This window comes from Consotaella salsifontis (assembly GCF_900167365.1).
Classification (GTDB): domain Bacteria; phylum Pseudomonadota; class Alphaproteobacteria; order Rhizobiales; family Rhizobiaceae; genus Consotaella; species Consotaella salsifontis.
Map to the genome: position 1 here is coordinate 71,334 of NZ_FUXL01000014.1, position 15,842 is coordinate 87,175.

Genomic DNA, 15,842 nt, shown 5'->3' on the forward strand with positions numbered 1-15,842 from the left:
ATTATTACACCTTTGTCGCGGGAGGGATCACGAATCGCTGCAAGGTCTTTCTCACTTGCTACTGAGGTGACAGCCCAACGACAACGGTATCGGCTTTATCCCTCCGCCTCCTCCACAAATCCCTCCTCGATCGGCGCGGCTTCCGTCAGCTTCCCGAGGTCGAGCATCACGGGCGGCCGATTGCGCTTGGCCTCTTCGGCCGCTTGCGCCATGCGGCGTTCCAACTCCGCCTGCGCGCGTTCGGCCTGACGGCGTGGGGGCGCCTGCATCGGTAGCTGCGGCGGATGACGGAGACGGCGGCCGAGTCCCTGCTTCCGACGGCGTTCGACGATCTTCTCATATTCGCCGAGAACCGCGTCGGCCCAGGCCTGCAGGCCGCGGTATTTCAGGTTCAGGCGCTGACTCTTGTTGTAGTGGTCGCGCGTCACCTGCGCTTCGCGCGCCGCGGGATCGAGCTCGGTCGGCGCGTGGTCGAGGATGGCGGAGGCGGTCGCGGCCGGGAGGCCGGTGTGGGTGGCGAGGTGGGAGGTCATCGCCTTGCGCAGGTCGTGCAGGGTGAAATGCGGCAGGCCCGCTGCGGCGAGCAGGTCGGTCCTGTCGCCGTCCTTGCCGCGAAGGCGGTTCAGCAGGCTGTTCAAAATGGTGTCGCCGATGGGCTTGTCGGCGTGACCGTCCTTGTCGCGCAGCTTGGTGCGCGAGGACGGGAAGACCCAGAGGCTGTCCGGGCGGCGATGGGGATCGAGCAGGGCGCGGGCGAGGGTGCGTTCGAACACCTCTTCGGGGATCGGCAGGGCGAAGGGGCGGCCGCTCTTCATCGCGCTTGGCAGCCAGGAGACCTCGTACCAGCCGTCCGTGTCCGTGCGGTCCTCGATCCGGTCGGTGATGACGTTATAGGCGGCGTGGGTGCGCTGCGCCGTCAGCGCCACCCACCAGAGGGCGGCGAGCGCGATCTCGCTTGTTTCCAGGCGGATCTTGCGGTCCGGCTTGATGCGGTGGCGCTCGGCGATGTCGAGCAGCGTGGCGACCTGGGCGGCCGTCAGTGGTGGGATCGGCGGCTGGCCGTCCATCTCGGCGAGTGTGGCTTCCGTCGCATAGGTGTGGTGGGTGAGTTCCAGCCACCAGGGCGCGATGTCGTCGAGGTGCGCGGCTGCGTGGTGCTTCTTGGTCCACTTGAAGGCCGCCTTGGTGTAGATGACCAGCTTGCGCTGCCGCGCCTTGTGGCCTGCCGCCCACCACGCATCGCGCAGCCCCTCCATATCCACCTTCTGGATATCGCGGACGAGCATCTTGCCGAAGCGCGTCGTGACCTCCGGGTGGCGCAGGATCAGTTCCGTGTCCTTGATCGTCTTGGCGCTGGCGGGCTTCAGCCTGCCGTTCGCCTTGACCTTCGGCTGGGCGACGTGCTCGGCGATGTAGCGGTCGACGAGCGTCGGCCAGCGCCAGGCGCCGTCCCGCTCCGCGGCGAAGGACGCGCCCTTGGCCGCTGCCGTCGCGGCCGACTGCCCGCTGAGACGGGCCTTGAGGTAGACGTCGACCTCCAGCCCTTCCTTCATGCGCTCGCGGATCTCGCCCGCCAGCGCATCGGCATCGGTGACGGTGTAGAGGACGCCCGGCTTGCGCTGCTCGCTCTTGGTGTCGGGATGGCCGACCGGGGCGAGGCGCTTGAACGTGCCGCTCCATTTCAGGAACCACCCGGCGCTGTGGCCGGAGACGCGGATCGACAGGCCGACGCGGCCCGGATCGGTCAGCGATAGCGCCTGCGAGGAGGCATGGCGGCCGTCGGCCTCGGCGAGGGCGCGCTTCTGCGCGGCGGGACCGAGTCGGACCTTCTCTGTGGGCATCGGCGCCTCCCGGTGGATATGGCAGATCCCATATCCACTCCATATCCAGTGACCGGGTGCAGAATCGGTCGATCCCGGCCTGGAAAGCGCTGGCAGAGTACCGCGGAAACCGTAAGCCAAACATGAAAAAAGCCCGGAAAACCGGGCCTTTTCAGCTCTTTATGAAGAGAAGGAGTGGCTGGGGGACCTGGATTCGAACCAAGACTAGCGGAGTCAGAGTCCGCTGTTCTACCATTAAACTATCCCCCAGCGGGGCGAGCGCCCAAGCGCTGCGAGGGCGCTATATAACGATGTTGGCGCCGTCTGTGAAGCCTCCCGCGAACTTTTTCCTGCATGGCGCCCGCCGCCATCGTCTTCGCGCCATTCCGCTTTCGCCCTGCCCTTGTGCTTCGTCTGCGGCTTGGTACACTTAACGCAACACACGCCGAGACGGGCATGGCGCGATGCCGTGTCCCACGCCGGAGAGACAAGAGTGACTATCCGTGAACTGCACGGGAGAGAGTATCCGCCAGAGGAATCTGTTCGAAACAAAAAGCTTTTCGAGGATCATGCTTTCGGACACGGCGCATCGGAGAGCCTGAGAGCTTCCGATGCGATCTCCCACCAACGTGAAGAGGCCTCTGCCGCAAGGTCAGGTGCCCCAGGCGCTTCGCAAACCGCGCGACGTCATACGCCGCCTTCCGCGCCGGGCGGCCTGACCAAACGCCAGAAGCGCCGCCGACGCCGCGCCGGGGCTTCGCCTTGCGTGGCGGAGGCTTCGCCGGCCGCCGAAGTTGGGGAAAGCCCTGAACGCAGCGAGAAGCCCGCGCACAAGCCCCGGAGAAAGCGCCGGAACGGCCGCTGCGCTCCCGCGGCGGACCATGCCCCCAAGGTGGCGCCTCCCAAGGCCGCGCAGGCGGCATCCTCGCCCAGCGGCGGGTCGGTGGCGCGAAGCACGGCCCTGGAGGCGCCCGGCATCATCTCGGTGCGCTCGCCGGCGGCTAACGGCGTACGGCCGCGCGCCTATGCCGCACTCGACCTCGGCACCAACAATTGCCGGCTGCTGATCGCCATTCCGACGCGCCCCGGCCAGTTCCGGGTCATCGATGCCTTCTCGCGCATCGTGCGGCTCGGCGAAGGCCTCAGCCGTACCGGACGGCTTGCCGCGCCCGCCATGGACCGCGCCCTCGCCGCGCTCTCCGTGTGCAGCCAAAAGATGGCGGCGCGCACCATCGCCGACGCCCGGCTGATCGCGACCGAGGCTTGCCGCGCCGCCGCCAATGGCGAGGAATTCATCGAGCGGGTGCGCGCCGAAACAGGGCTGGACCTCAAGATCGTCAGCCGCGAGACCGAGGCGCGCCTTGCCGTATCGGGCTGCGGCTCGCTGGTGGACCGGGAGGCCAAAGGCGCCGTTCTCTTCGATATCGGCGGCGGCTCTTCCGAGATCGCCCTGCTCGACCTGCGCCCCGGCTACACGCGGCGCCTGTCGAACCGCATCGTGGCGTGGACGTCCCTGCCTGTTGGCGTTGTCACGCTGGCCGAGCGGCATGGCGGGCGCGACGTCTCGCCGGAGACGTTCGAGGCGATGATCCAGGAGGTGCTGGAGCGCATCGAGCGCTTCGAGGGCCGCTCGCGGCTCGAGGATCTCGTCGGCACTGATTCGTTCCATCTTCTCGGCACGTCGGGAACGGTGACGACGCTCGCGGGCGTCCATCTGGCCCTCGAGCGTTATGATCGTCGACAGGTGGACGGAACATGGCTGTCCAATGGTGACATCGACCGGCTGATCGCCAAGATAGCCGGCTGGAGCTTCGAGCAGCGTGTCGCCAATCCGTGCATCGGCAGCGATCGCGCCGATCTGGTCCTTGCCGGCTGCGCGATCCTGGAGGCGATCCGGCGCGCCTGGCCGGCGAAGACGCTGCGGGTGGCCGACCGGGGCCTGCGGGAGGGCCTGCTCACCGAGATGATGGTCGCCGATGGCGTATGGCGCCGCCGCTCCAACGAACGATCGAGGCGATTGGCATGAACGACAGGCACGGCGGCGAGCGCGGCCTCACCGTCAAGGTGAAGAGCAAGCAGAAGGCCTCCTCACGACGCTGGCTGGAGCGCCAGCTGAACGACCCCTATGTACGCCGGGCAAAGGCCGAGGGCTACCGCTCCCGCGCGGCCTATAAGCTCATCGAGATCGATGACCGCTACAAGCTCCTGAAGAAGGGCATGCGCGTGGTCGACCTCGGCGCGGCTCCCGGCGGCTGGTGCCAGGTGGTGGTGGATCGAACGGGGGCCGGCGCCGACGCGGTGCGCCTCGTCGGCATCGACGTCCTGCCCATCGAGCCCCTCGCCGGCGCGACCTTTCTGGAGATGGATTTTCTCGACGACGCGGCGCCCGGCCGCCTGATCGAGGAACTCGGCGGGGCGCCCGACGTGGTGCTGTCGGACATGGCGGCGCCGACCACCGGGCACCGCCGCACCGACCATCTTCGAACCATGCACCTTTGCGAGATCGCCGCCGATTTCGCGCTTCGCACGCTGCGGCCGGGAGGCCACTTCCTGGCCAAGACATTCCAGGGGGGCACGGAGAACGAGCTTCTTTCGAGCCTCAAGCAGGCATTTTCCAGCGTGCACCACGTCAAGCCTCCCGCCTCGCGGGATGGGTCGGTGGAGCTCTATTTGCTGGCCCGAGGCTTCAAGCGACGCGCATCCCCGGAAACGGAGGATGGTGCCGAGAACGAGGCGGCCGAATGATTCGACCAGGCCAGTTCCTTTGCCGGCTTACTCCGCTGGCTGGCGGCCTGCCACCTCAGCCCCGGCGTCATCGCCGAGCGGCGTGAAGCTCAGCGTGGCGGAGGCGGAGAGAAGGCCGACGAGGATGAAGGCCACCGAATAGGTGGCAATCGCCGGCGTCTCGCGTCCGCTGAGGTGGATGCCGATCTCGAGGATCAAGCCGGCGAGGGCGACGCCGAGGGCGATCGAGATCTGCTGCGCGGCGGCGAGCATGGCCGTCGCGTCGCCGGCCCGCTCATTGGGCACGTCCGCGAAGGCCAGCGTGTTCACGCCGGTGAAGAACATCGACCGGAAGAAGCCGCCGACCAAAAGGAGCGCCAGGACGATGGCGACCGGATAGTCCGGCCGCAAGAGGCCGAGACCCGCCGTCGTCAGGCCGCTGAGGATGGCGGCCCAGATCAGCGTGGCGCGGAAGCCGTGTCGCTTCAGAACGGGCTTGGCCGCGAACTTCATCGCCAGGGCGCCGCTGACGCCGACACAGGTGATGAGGCCCGACTGAAAGGGCGAATAGCCGAAGCCGAGCTGCAGCATCAAAGGCATCAGGAAGGGCACGGCGCCCGCGCCGATGCGGAAGATCGTGCCGCCGGAAATGGCGGCGCGCAAGGTCGGGATGCGAAGCAGCGAGAGCCGGAGAAGCGGTTCGGGCACACGGCGCGCATGGCGCATGTAGAGAAGGCCCGCCGTCGCGCCGATCGCCATCATCGCGGCGCCGACGGCTGGGGGCAGCGCGGGCAGCGAGACCACGGACGACCCGAACACGAGGCCCGCGCAGGCGAGCCCCGACAGGACGAAACCCCGTCCGTCGAAATGGACGTTCCTGACCCTGTCGATATGCGGCAGGAAGCGGGTGGCGAGGACGATGCCGAGAAGGCCGATGGGGACGTTGATGAGGAAGATGTAGCGCCAATCCGCGAAGGTGGTGATGGCGCCGCCGACCGGCGGGCCGACGAGCGGCCCCACCAGGGCGGGAATGGTGAACCAGGCCATGGCCGAGACGAGATCGGAGCGCGGCACGGCGCGCACCAGCAAGAGGCGGCCCACCGGCGTCATCATGGCGCCGCCCATGCCCTGGGCGAACCGTGCGGCGACGAAGCCCGTCAGGGAGCCGGCGAGGGCGCAGGCGATCGAGCCCAAGACGAAGATGACGATGGCCGCGCGGAAGACGAGCTTGGGTCCGAACTTGTCCGCCATGCGCCCCGAGATGGGAATGAAGATGGCGAGGGAGACATAATAGCTGGTCAGCGCGAGCTTGAGCGCGATCGGACTGGTCCCGATATCGGCGGCGATCGCCGGCAGGGAGGTGGCGATGACCGTCGAATCCATGTTCTCCATGAACAGGGCGACGGCAAGAACAATGGGAACGATGCGGGTCAAGGAAGCCTCGAGCGGGCGGGGAGCGCGCCTTGCGGTGCTGTCCGATGGATCGGGATTGGAAGCCGGGTGGGCGAACGAACGAAAACGCCTCGACTGTCATTATGGTTCAAGTTGGCGTGTTTCAACCTTTCTGCGGCGCTGCCTCGAGCCAAATGAGCGCTCAAGGTCTCAGGACGACAAAAGGACGGAGGATAGGGCGATGATAGCAGGACTCGGTTTCAGCCGGCGCTCGATGATGAAGGCGGGCGCGGCAGTGGCGGCAGGGCTGGGCGCCGCCGTCACCTCGCGGTTCGACATGGCACAGGCCGCGTCGTCTGGCGAAACCGGCGCGGCGAAGGCTCCCGAGGGCAGTCCGATGCCGGCATGGTCGCGGGTAAAGCTCGGCGACGCCTTGATCACCACCGTCCTCGACGGGACGCGCGCCGGCGACGGGCCCTATCCCACCTTCGGCGCCGATCAGTCGCAGGAGGCCGTGGCGGCGCTGATGCGCGAGAACCACCTTCCCGAGAACCGCTTCGTCAACATGTTCAACCCCGTCCTCATCGAGATGGGCGGCGAACTGATCCTGGTGGATACCGGCATGGGCGCCGGCGCGCGGGGCAACGGAATGGGCTTCCTCACAGAAAGGATGAAGGAAGCCGGATACAAGCCCGACGACGTGTCACTCGTCATCCTCACCCATTTCCACGGAGACCACATCGGCGGCCTCATGGAGGACGGCAAGCCCGCCTTCGCCAATGCGCGCTATGTCGCCGGGGCGAAGGAATACGAGTGGTGGACGTCGGACGAGGCCCGCTCCGGCGATCGCGCCAAGAACGCCGAGATGGTCGAGAAGAACGTCGTCCCCTTCAAGGACAAGATGACCATGGTCAAGGAAGGCGACCAGGTCATCGAAGGCATCACCGCGCATGAGGCATTCGGCCACACGCCGGGGCACATGATCTTCGCCGTTCAGTCGGGCGGCAAGAAGCTCTGGCTGACCGGCGATACGGCCAATCACTTCGTCGCCTCGCTCCAGCGGCCGGACTGGTCGGTGAGCTTCGACCAGGACAAGGCGATGGCGAAGGAGACGCGCCGGCGCGTCTTCGACATGATCGCCGAGGAGCGCTCGCCCTTCATCGGCTACCATATGCCCTTCCCCGCCCTCGGTTATGTCATGAAGATGGGCGAAGGCTACCACTACATGCCCCACACCTATCAGCTTCTGGTGTGACGGGAGAGGCCGGTCCCTTCGCTGCGGTGCGAAGACCGGCCTTCCCAACCCCCGCTCGCCGTGCTACCAGCCCTTGCCATCCCAGTTCGCCCCGGCCCTTCGGCGCCGCGCGCGGCGAACCCTTTCTGCTTGACCACCTTCAGGAAAGACGGCGATGGCTCGGATCATTCAAACCGCAACCGGCGACACGGCGCTCACCTTCGATGACGTGCTGCTTCAGCCCGCCTATTCGGAGGTGATGCCGGGACAGGTGGACGTGCGCACGCGCATCACCCGCTCGCTGAAACTCAACATACCGATTCTCTCGTCGGCCATGGATACGGTGACGGAATCGCGGCTGGCCATCGCCATGGCGCAGGCCGGCGGCATCGGCGTCATCCACCGCAACCTCACCCCGATCGAGCAGGCCGAGGAGGTTCGCCAGGTCAAGAAGTTCGAGAGCGGCATGGTGGTCAACCCCGTGACTATCGGCCCCGACGCGACACTTGGCGATGCCAAGGCGCTGATGGCGCAGCACCGCATCTCGGGCATCCCCGTGGTGATCAACGGCGGGCTCGGCGGCCAGACCAAGGGGCGGCTCGTCGGCATCCTGACCAACCGCGACGTGCGCTTCGCCACGGACGATCGTCAGCCCATCCATGAGCTGATGACCAAGGAGAACCTCATCACCGTGCGCGACACGGTGGATCATGCCGGAGCGAAGCGCCTGCTCCACGCCCACCGCATTGAGAAGCTCTTGGTAGTGGATGAGGAAGACCACTGCATCGGCCTGATCACGGTCAAGGACATCGAGAAGTCGCAGCTCAACCCGAACGCGGCCAAGGACGCCCACGGCCGCCTGCTCGTCGCCGCCGCCACCAGCGTCGGCCCGGACGGCATGGAACGGGCGGAGCGCCTGATCGACGCGGGCGTCGACCTCGTCGTCGTCGACACCGCGCACGGCCAGTCCTCGCGCGTGCTCGAGGCGGTGAGCGCGGTGAAGCGCCTGTCCAACGCCGTCCAGGTGGTGGCCGGCAACGTCGCGACGCCCGAGGGCACGAAGGCGCTGATCGATGCGGGCGCCGACGGCGTCAAGGTCGGCATCGGGCCGGGCTCCATCTGCACGACGCGGGTGGTGGCGGGCGTCGGCGTGCCGCAGCTCTCGGCGGTTCTCGGCGCGGTGGAAGTGGCCGACCGGGCCGACATTCCGGTGATCGCCGACGGCGGCATCAAGTTTTCGGGCGATCTCGCCAAGGCGCTGGCGGCGGGCGCCTCGGCCGCCATGATCGGCTCGCTGCTGGCCGGGACGGAAGAGAGCCCCGGCGAGGTCTACCTCTACCAGGGCCGCTCTTTCAAAGCCTATCGCGGCATGGGCTCTGTCGGCGCGATGGCGCGCGGCTCGGCGGACCGCTACTTCCAGGCAGAGGTTCGCGACACGCTGAAGCTGGTGCCGGAGGGCATCGAGGGGCAGGTTCCCTACAAGGGGCCGGTCGCCGCCGTGCTTCATCAGCTGACGGGCGGCCTGCGCGCCGCCATGGGCTATGTCGGCGCCCCAAACCTTCAGGAATTCCGCGAAAAGGCGACGTTCGTGCGCATCTCGGGCGCGGGCCTCGCCGAAAGCCATCCGCACGGCATCACCATCACCCGCGAAAGCCCGAACTATCCGGGCGCGAGGGGCTGACACACTTCTCTCCCGCCGCAACGACGCCAAGGGTACGGACTGTCGTGGTGGGTGTGAAGCAAGACAAGACTCACGCCGGCCGGAACCGGCGTGAGGAAAGCTCTCAGGGGTGGACGCCTACCACTCAGCCGGCGGGCGTAAGGGTCACGGACGTGCCGGCGGCGGCCGCGTTGAGGCCGATCTGACCGGTCAGGCTGACCGTCTGAAGCTGGATCGAGCCAGCCGTGCCGCCGACGAGAATGTTGGCGCCCGCTCCGGCTCCGACCGTCGCCTGGACGCTGGCGCCCTCATAGAGCCCGCCGAGCGAGCCGCGATGATAGCCGGCGGTCGGCGCGAACACCGCCCAGACGAGTTTGCCGCGCGTGGTGAAGCCGACATCGATGCCCATCTTGCGGATGGTGCCGGTATAGGCCTCGGCGCGGCCCGTCTTGGAGGACGGCTGGAACATGCAATCCAGCGTCTTGGCGGAACCGAGGACGTAGCCGACGCCGCCGCCGACATCGCAGCTGAGATATCCAAGCCTGACGCCGCCATAGGAATCGGTCTGCTCATAGGTGGGGGCGGGTTCGGCAACGACGAGATCGGCGGCTTGAGCGAGAGAGGCGCCGCCGAACAGGGATGCTTGCGCCAGCATCGTGATGGCAAGGGCTCGCTTCATCGATATCTCCTTCTGGATGTGATCGCTTGGTTCATGGAACAAGCGCGAGACGCGGCACTAACGAAGTCGCGCGCCAATCGATCCATCCGAAGCGGCGGTCCCGATATTCTTGTTCGCGGTGTGCGCGCGATGCAACAGCGCGAGCGTTCAGGCCGCGCGCGAAGCGATCAGCGACCGAATCCGCTCGGCATCGGCGGGCGTGGCAGGGTTGTAGACGATCATTCCGAGATCGGGGCGGCCATCCACGGCGAAGGCGGAGAATTCGAGAGCGATGGAGCCCACCTCGGGATGGCAAAGCCGCTTCACGCATTCTCCACTCGCCGCAATATCGTTGCCGCGCCACAGCGCCTCGAACTCCGGGCTGGCAAGAGACAATTCCTCCACCAACTCGGCGATCTCCTTGTCCGCGCCGGCTCTGGCGGCATCCGCTCGGAAGGCTCCCACGACGTAGCGCGCGACGCCCATCCAGTCCTCCTGGACCGCCTTGATGCGGGAATTCCCGAAGATCAGGCGCAGGATGTTGCGCTGCCGTGGGGGAAGCCGGGCATAATCCGTCAGCAACGCCGCCGCCGCGCGATTCCACGCCACGACGTCCCACGTGGCGGTCTTGACGATGGCGGGGCTCTCACCCAGCGCGTCGAGCACACGCTGCAGCCGCGGCGTCACACCGTCCACCGGCTTGTAGCGGGCTTCGGGTGGGTGTCCGCGCCCGAGCATGAAAAGATGCTCGCGCTCGGGCTCGGTCAGCATCAGCCCGCCCGCGATGCGGTCGAGAACGTCGGCGGAGGGGGCGCCGCCGCGCCCCTGTTCGAGCCAAGTGTACCAGGTCGGACTGATGTTGGCGCGCTGGGCCACCTCCTCCCGGCGAAGCCCGGGCGTACGCCGGCGCCCGCCCGAGAACCCCAGTGCGGCCGGATCGAGTCGCAGGCGCCGATCACGCAGAAAATTGCCGAGCTTGTTGCCGGTTGCAACGGACATGGCCAGCCTGTTGATGATTATACCAGGATAAGGTCACTACTTTAACAGGACAAAGCTTAGGCCGAAAAGGTTCGCCGAACAACGACGGAGACTCTTATGCGTGTATTTCTGACTGGAGCGACCGGGTTCATCGGCTCGCACATCCTTCCCGAACTGCTCGAGGCAGGGCACCAGGTGCTTGGGCTGACGCGTTCGGATGCCGGCGCGCGGGCGCTCGCGGCGGCAGGCGCCGAGGCGCATCTCGGGACCCTCGAGGACACCGACAGCCTGCGCGAAGGAGCGGCGCGCGCGGACGCCGTGATCCATACCGCCTTCGATCACGACTTTTCCAATTTCGCGGCCAACTGCGAGAAGGACGGGCGCGCCATCGCGGCGCTGGGCTCGGCCCTCAAGGGAACGGACCGGCCGATCCTCATCACCTCGGCCGTCGGGATGGGTGCCACCGGCCCTGGCGAGGCGGCGAGAGAGGATGTCTTCGACGCTCATCATCCCAGCCCCCGCATCGCGTCCGAGCGAGCAGGCGCGGCCCTTTCGGCAGAAGGGGTCAACGTCTCCGTGATCCGGCTCCCTCAGGTTCACGACACCGCCAAGCAGGGCCTCGTCTCTCCCTATATCGAACTCTCGAAGGCCAAGGGCGTGGCGGCCTATGTCGGCGATGGCCTCAACCGCTGGTCGGCGGCGCACGTCGTCGACGTGGCGCGGCTCTACCGGCTGGCGATGGAGAAGGCGCAGCCGGGCACACGCTATCATGCGTCCGCAGAAGAGGGCGTTCCGGTCCGTGAGATCGCGGAGGTGGTGAGCGCTGGCCTCGGAGTTCCGACGGTCTCCCTCTCCCCGCAGGAGGCGGGAGAGCATTTCGGCTGGCTCGCATTGTTCGCCGGATGGGACATGCTGACTTCGAGCGCGTGGACACGCAAAGCGCTCGGCTGGGAGCCCAGGGGCCCGGGACTCATCGCCGATCTTCGGAATATGGACTATTCGGTCGTCGGCGCCGCGCACGGGGCCTGAGGGCTCACCGTTCACTCGGCCTCAGGGGGTCGGTAGGGCGGTCAGGCCTTTTCGACCTTCTGACGAGCGAGGTTCATGTGACCGTCTCGGCGAAGACATAGCCGAGGCGGTATTCGGTGAGGATCATGGTGGGTTCGGCGGGATCTCGTTCGATCTTGCGCCGCAGCCGCGCCACCAGGACGTCGATCGTCCGATCCTGCGGGTTCCACTGGTGGTCCCCGATCGCCTCGATGAGCTCGCCGCGACTCATGATGCGACCGGGATGAAGAACGAGGGCGGCCAAAAGACTGAACTCGGCGTGGGTGAGGCGCACCGACTCACCGGCGGGCGATTTCAGCCAATGCTCCTCCAGATTGAGGCTCCAGCCGGCGAAACGGCGCGCCTTGTTGCGCAAGGGCGGCTCTGCGGGGCGCGCGGTGCGTCGCAGCACCGAATGAACCCGGGCCAGAAGCTCACGGTTGGAGAACGGCTTGGTGATGTAGTCGTCGGCTCCCAGCTCCAGGCCGACGACGCGATCCGCCTCGGCCGTCTTGCTGGTGACGAGGATCACCGGGATTCGCGACCGGTCCTGGATCTCGCGCATTAACGCCAATCCGTCGCCATCCGGAAGGCGAATATCCATCAGGACGAGGTCGAAGGTGACGCGATCGAGAAGGCGTTTGAGGCCGCTCGCGCTATCGGCGGCGGCAACACGAAAGCCTTCTTCCTGAAGATAGGCGACCAGCGTTTCCTGGATCACCGGCTCGTCGTCCACCACGGCGATTCGGATCTGGTTGGGAATGATCGCGACGCTCGTCCAGTTCATCAACTCTCTGCTTCTTCTTGGATCAGCGAGGTGCGCGCATTTCATGCGGCAGACCGTTGCCGCACCGTGCTCCCGCGACCGGTCTTATTCCATGACCTTCCTCAGTATATTGAGCAACCCAAGCGGGAACTTCATACTCTTAATGGTAGAACTTCCTTCAGGCCGCCTGATACTCCGACAGTGCATATAACATGAGCCTGCCGAAGTCTTTGCCCGGCTATCGATTTTGCCGCCGGATGGGCGCGCGTCCCGGCGGCCGCGCCCCTGAACCAGCAGGGGGCGGCGCCGATGCGGCACCGCCCCCCTTGACGTTACCAAGCCGGCCGGCGCCGCTTCGGGCACCGGCCGGCAGAAGAGTCGGGTCGATCAGGCCGCGTCTTTCGGCGCGTCGAAGACCGTCACGGCCGGTGCCTCGCCCTTGAACTTCTCGACCTCGGCCATGCAGGTCGCCGCCGAGGTTCCCTGGGCCAGACGCGACGTGCCGATGTCGGGCGTCAGGACGTTCACATCGCCATACTTGCAGATCGTGTTGTCGTCCGAGACGTCCTCGGGGTCGTACCAGCCGCCTTCCCACAGGCGCACCACACCGGGGCGGATCTCGTCGGTGACGACGGCGCCCGCCAGCACCTGACCACGGCCGTTGAACACCCGCACGATATCGCCATTGGCGATGCCGCGCTTCTCGGCGTCCTTGGTGTTGATCAGGCAGGGCTCGCGGCCCGCCACCGTGTACTGCTCTCGCACCTTGGTGCCGGCGAGCTGCGAGTGGAGGCGGTACTTCGGGTGTGCCGAGTTGACGTGGAGCGGATAGGTCTTGTCCTTCTGGCCCAGCCATTCCATCGGCTCGATCCACGTCGGATGCGGAGGGCAATCCTCGGTGTAGCCCATCTTCTCGATCGGCTTGGAGTAGATCTCGATCTTGCCCGTCGGCGTCGGCAGCATGTTGATCAGCGGGTCCTCGCGGAACTCGGCATGCTTGACGTAGTCGCGGTTCTTCTCCGGCACCTCGAATTCGAGGATGCCCTGTTCCCAGAAGGCGTCGAACTCGGGCATTTCGACTTTCTTGCCGGCGGCCTGAGCCTTCGCGGCCTCGTAGACCTCCTTGATGCGGTCCATCTCGCTCTTGCCCTCGGAGAACTCTTGGCCGATGCCGAGCTTGTCGGCGAGAGCGGAGAAGATGTCGTAGTCGCTGCGCGATTCGAACACCGGATCGATGATCTTCTTCATGGCCAGAAGAGCCTTGCGGCAGGTCGGGCTGACCATCTCGATATCATTCCGCTCGGCCGTGGTTGCCGCCGGAAGGACGATGTCGGCGAAGCGGGCGCTTGCCGTCCACTCGATGTCCTGGACCACCACCGTCTCGAACTTCTTCCAGGCCTTGCGCATACGATTGCGGTCCTGGTGGTGATGGAAGGGATTGCCGCCCACCCAGTAGGTCATCTTGACGTCGGGGTAGAGGTGGGTGCCGCCATTATGCTCGTACGACTCGCCGGGCTTCTCCAGCATGTCGACGACGCGTGCCACGGGGATGATCTGCGCCCCCTTCTCTTCCGGCCACTCCTTCGTCTCCTTGCGCTTGCCGGCCGAGATCGGCGAGCCGATGCTCGGGCCGTTGGTCACGGGAGCGCCGCAGGCGTCGAGGTGGTAGCGCTGGCTGAAGCCGCCACCGGGAAGACCGATCTGGCCGATCATCGAGGCGAGCGTCACCAGGGCCCAGGGGAACTGCTCGCCGTGGTGCTGACGCTGCGTCGACCAGCCGCTGACGATCATGGTGCGGCCCGCCACCATACGGTGGGCGAGGTCGCGGATGTCATCCGCAGGAATCTCGGTGATCTCGGAGGCCCACTCGGCCGTCTTCTCGACGCCGTCGGAACCCTTGCCCATCAGGTAGTCGGCGAACTGCTCGAAGCCGTAGGTGTAGTCGGCGATGAAGTCCTTGTCGTAAAGGTCCTCGCTGAGCAGCGTGTGGCAGAGGCCGAGGGCGAGCGCGACGTCCGACTGCGGCCGGATCGCGATCCATTCACCGTTGAGATCGTTACAGGACTCGACCTTCACCGGGTTGAGGAAGACGGTCTTCTTGTTCGCGGCCTTGAGCTCGTCGATCCAGTTCCACTCGTCATGGCTGGGGATGGTGTTGGAGATCCGGTTGTTGTTGACCGGATCGACCGCCCAGAAGACGACGAGATCGGAATGCTCGTTGACGGTCTTGAAGGTCGTCTGCGGCCCCTCGGCCTCGATCATGCCCATGACGTAGGGCATGATGGCCTCGATGCCGGCCTTGGAATAGTTGCTGGAGCTTGAGACCGAACCGCCCATGAGGTTGAACAGGCGCTGCAGCATGGCCTGCGGGTTCATGCGCCCGGCGCTGCGCCAGCCATAGGAACCCGTGTAGAGCGCCCAGGGGCCTTCCTCGTCCTCGAGACGCTTGATCTCCTTGGCGACGAGGTCGAGCGCCTGGTCCCAGGAGACGCGCACGAAGTCGCCCGCGCCGCGGCTATCGCGCTCGGCCTGCGGTCCCTTTTCGAGATAGGCGCGGCGCACCATCGGGTAGCGGATGCGGCTGGCCGAATAGACGATGTCCTGCACGCCATCCAGCATCTCGGCCGGATGCGGGTCCTTCTCCCACGGCCGCACGCTGGCGAGCCGCCCGTCCTCGACCTTGCCGTAGAAGACGCCGAAGTGCGATCCGCTGAGAACCTCGCCCGCCTCGCCGGCGGCGAAGGCCCGGCCCATGCCCATCGGGAGCATCGCGCCGGCGACGCCAAGAGCCGTCAGGGACGAGCTGACCTTCAGAAAGCGTCGCCGTGACAGCGAGCAGGACGTCAAGGATAGACTCGACATGTCTTTTTCCTCTCCAGTTTTGTGAAACATTCGAATGAAGTCACGCGGGCCAGTCGACGGTCCGCGCCAGAAGCGCCGCGAGCAGCGATGCCGCGGACGCATAAAATCCCGTGCGGTCGTGATCGCGACAGGATTGCGCGAAAGCGGGAACCCAGCCCTCCATGCGCTCGCGCAGCCCCTCGGCCGTCGCCATGTCGCTTTCGTCGCCGCTGACGGCGCCAAGCCGCAGCGCGTCGTCGAAGAGCGCCAGCTCGACGACGAGGTGATCGGGCGCCTCGGGAAAGTCTGTCGTCGTCTCCATTCCCTGCTGGCGCAGGAGGAGAGCCATCTCGCCAGCCGGCTCCTGATAGAGCCGGCCCGATCCGCGATAGGCCGACTCGTAGGGCGCCGCGCTCTTTGGTCCGCCAAGCCCCATGAAGAGCTGGCAGAAGGCCCGGTTGAGCGCGATCTCGGCCTTCTGCGAAGGCCCGAGCGCGACAAGCGCCGCCGCCATCGCCTCGACCTCGCGAGACAGTCCCTCGATGCGGATCAGCGGCTTGAGGACACCCGATTCCTCCGGCCGAAGGATGGCCTCGACATCGGCGAGTTCGAGCGGCGAGCCAAAGAGCCGGGCACACAGACGGATGGCATCGGCGTAGACAGGGGCGCTGACGCTCAGGAGTGAATTTTCTCCCATGTCTTTTCCTTTTCCTTTCCGCTTC

The 15,842-nt window shown here is 66.4% G+C and carries 12 protein-coding genes and 1 tRNA gene; 5 read left to right on the forward strand and 8 right to left on the reverse strand.

The window, feature by feature from the left end:
- Window positions 1-95: 95 nt before the first annotated feature.
- Both B5D38_RS17245 and B5D38_RS17250 read right to left on the reverse strand, forming a co-directional pair.
- Entirely contained in the window at window positions 96-1,841 is a 1,746-nt protein-coding gene (locus tag B5D38_RS17245; protein ID WP_078709681.1) for a site-specific integrase, read from the reverse strand.
- Between the two features lie 175 nt (window positions 1,842-2,016).
- A tRNA-Gln gene (locus B5D38_RS17250) sits at window positions 2,017-2,090 on the reverse strand.
- 346 nt (window positions 2,091-2,436) lie between these two features.
- Between B5D38_RS17250 and B5D38_RS17255 the strand changes: the two genes are divergently transcribed.
- Both B5D38_RS17255 and B5D38_RS17260 read left to right on the forward strand, forming a co-directional pair.
- Window positions 2,437-3,846 carry a Ppx/GppA phosphatase family protein gene (locus tag B5D38_RS17255; protein WP_425349338.1) on the forward strand — a complete coding sequence of 470 codons (1,410 nt, stop codon included), beginning with the start codon at window positions 2,437-2,439 and terminating at the stop codon, window positions 3,844-3,846.
- Window positions 3,843-4,565, forward strand: coding sequence for an RlmE family RNA methyltransferase (locus B5D38_RS17260; protein ID WP_078709729.1), 723 nt, complete (start codon window positions 3,843-3,845; stop codon window positions 4,563-4,565). The genes B5D38_RS17255 and B5D38_RS17260 overlap by 4 nt, the downstream gene beginning before the upstream one ends.
- 27 nt (window positions 4,566-4,592) lie before the next feature.
- Here B5D38_RS17260 and B5D38_RS17265 read toward each other — a convergent pair whose 3' ends face one another.
- Window positions 4,593-5,978 carry an MFS transporter gene (locus B5D38_RS17265; protein ID WP_078709683.1) on the reverse strand — a complete coding sequence of 462 codons (1,386 nt, stop codon included), beginning with the start codon at window positions 5,976-5,978 and terminating at the stop codon, window positions 4,593-4,595.
- 199 nt (window positions 5,979-6,177) lie between these two features.
- Between B5D38_RS17265 and B5D38_RS17270 the strand changes: the two genes are divergently transcribed.
- Window positions 6,178-7,191: an MBL fold metallo-hydrolase gene (locus B5D38_RS17270; RefSeq protein WP_078709684.1), complete on the forward strand. Its 1,014-nt coding sequence runs from the start codon at window positions 6,178-6,180 to the stop codon at window positions 7,189-7,191.
- A gap of 154 nt (window positions 7,192-7,345) precedes the next feature.
- Window positions 7,346-8,851 carry an IMP dehydrogenase gene (gene guaB / locus B5D38_RS17275; protein ID WP_078709685.1) on the forward strand — a complete coding sequence of 502 codons (1,506 nt, stop codon included), beginning with the start codon at window positions 7,346-7,348 and terminating at the stop codon, window positions 8,849-8,851.
- Window positions 8,852-8,975: 124 nt separating this feature from the next.
- On the opposite strand, the gene B5D38_RS17280 is transcribed toward guaB, so the two are convergent.
- Together B5D38_RS17280 and B5D38_RS17285 are read right to left on the reverse strand one after the other, a co-directional pair.
- A complete protein-coding gene (locus B5D38_RS17280; RefSeq protein ID WP_078709686.1) occupies window positions 8,976-9,509 on the reverse strand; it encodes a DUF992 domain-containing protein in 534 nt (177 codons plus the stop codon).
- Between the two features lie 147 nt (window positions 9,510-9,656).
- A complete protein-coding gene (locus tag B5D38_RS17285) occupies window positions 9,657-10,487 on the reverse strand; it encodes a helix-turn-helix transcriptional regulator (RefSeq protein ID WP_078709687.1) in 831 nt (276 codons plus the stop codon).
- 96 nt (window positions 10,488-10,583) lie between these two features.
- Between B5D38_RS17285 and B5D38_RS17290 the strand changes: the two genes are divergently transcribed.
- Window positions 10,584-11,495, forward strand: coding sequence for an SDR family oxidoreductase (locus B5D38_RS17290; protein ID WP_078709688.1), 912 nt, complete (start codon window positions 10,584-10,586; stop codon window positions 11,493-11,495).
- 73 nt (window positions 11,496-11,568) lie between these two features.
- Here the strand turns inward: B5D38_RS17290 and B5D38_RS17295 are convergent, their stop codons facing one another.
- The 3 genes from B5D38_RS17295 to B5D38_RS17305 form a co-directional block, all read right to left on the reverse strand.
- Window positions 11,569-12,300, reverse strand: a complete 732-nt coding sequence (locus B5D38_RS17295) for a response regulator (RefSeq protein ID WP_078709689.1) — start codon at window positions 12,298-12,300, stop codon at window positions 11,569-11,571.
- Between the two features lie 366 nt (window positions 12,301-12,666).
- Window positions 12,667-15,141, reverse strand: a complete 2,475-nt coding sequence (torA, locus tag B5D38_RS17300) for a trimethylamine-N-oxide reductase TorA (RefSeq protein WP_078709690.1) — start codon at window positions 15,139-15,141, stop codon at window positions 12,667-12,669.
- Window positions 15,142-15,181: 40 nt separating this feature from the next.
- Window positions 15,182-15,817 carry a molecular chaperone TorD family protein gene (locus B5D38_RS17305; protein WP_078709691.1) on the reverse strand — a complete coding sequence of 212 codons (636 nt, stop codon included), beginning with the start codon at window positions 15,815-15,817 and terminating at the stop codon, window positions 15,182-15,184.
- Between the last annotated feature and the right edge of the window lie 25 nt (window positions 15,818-15,842).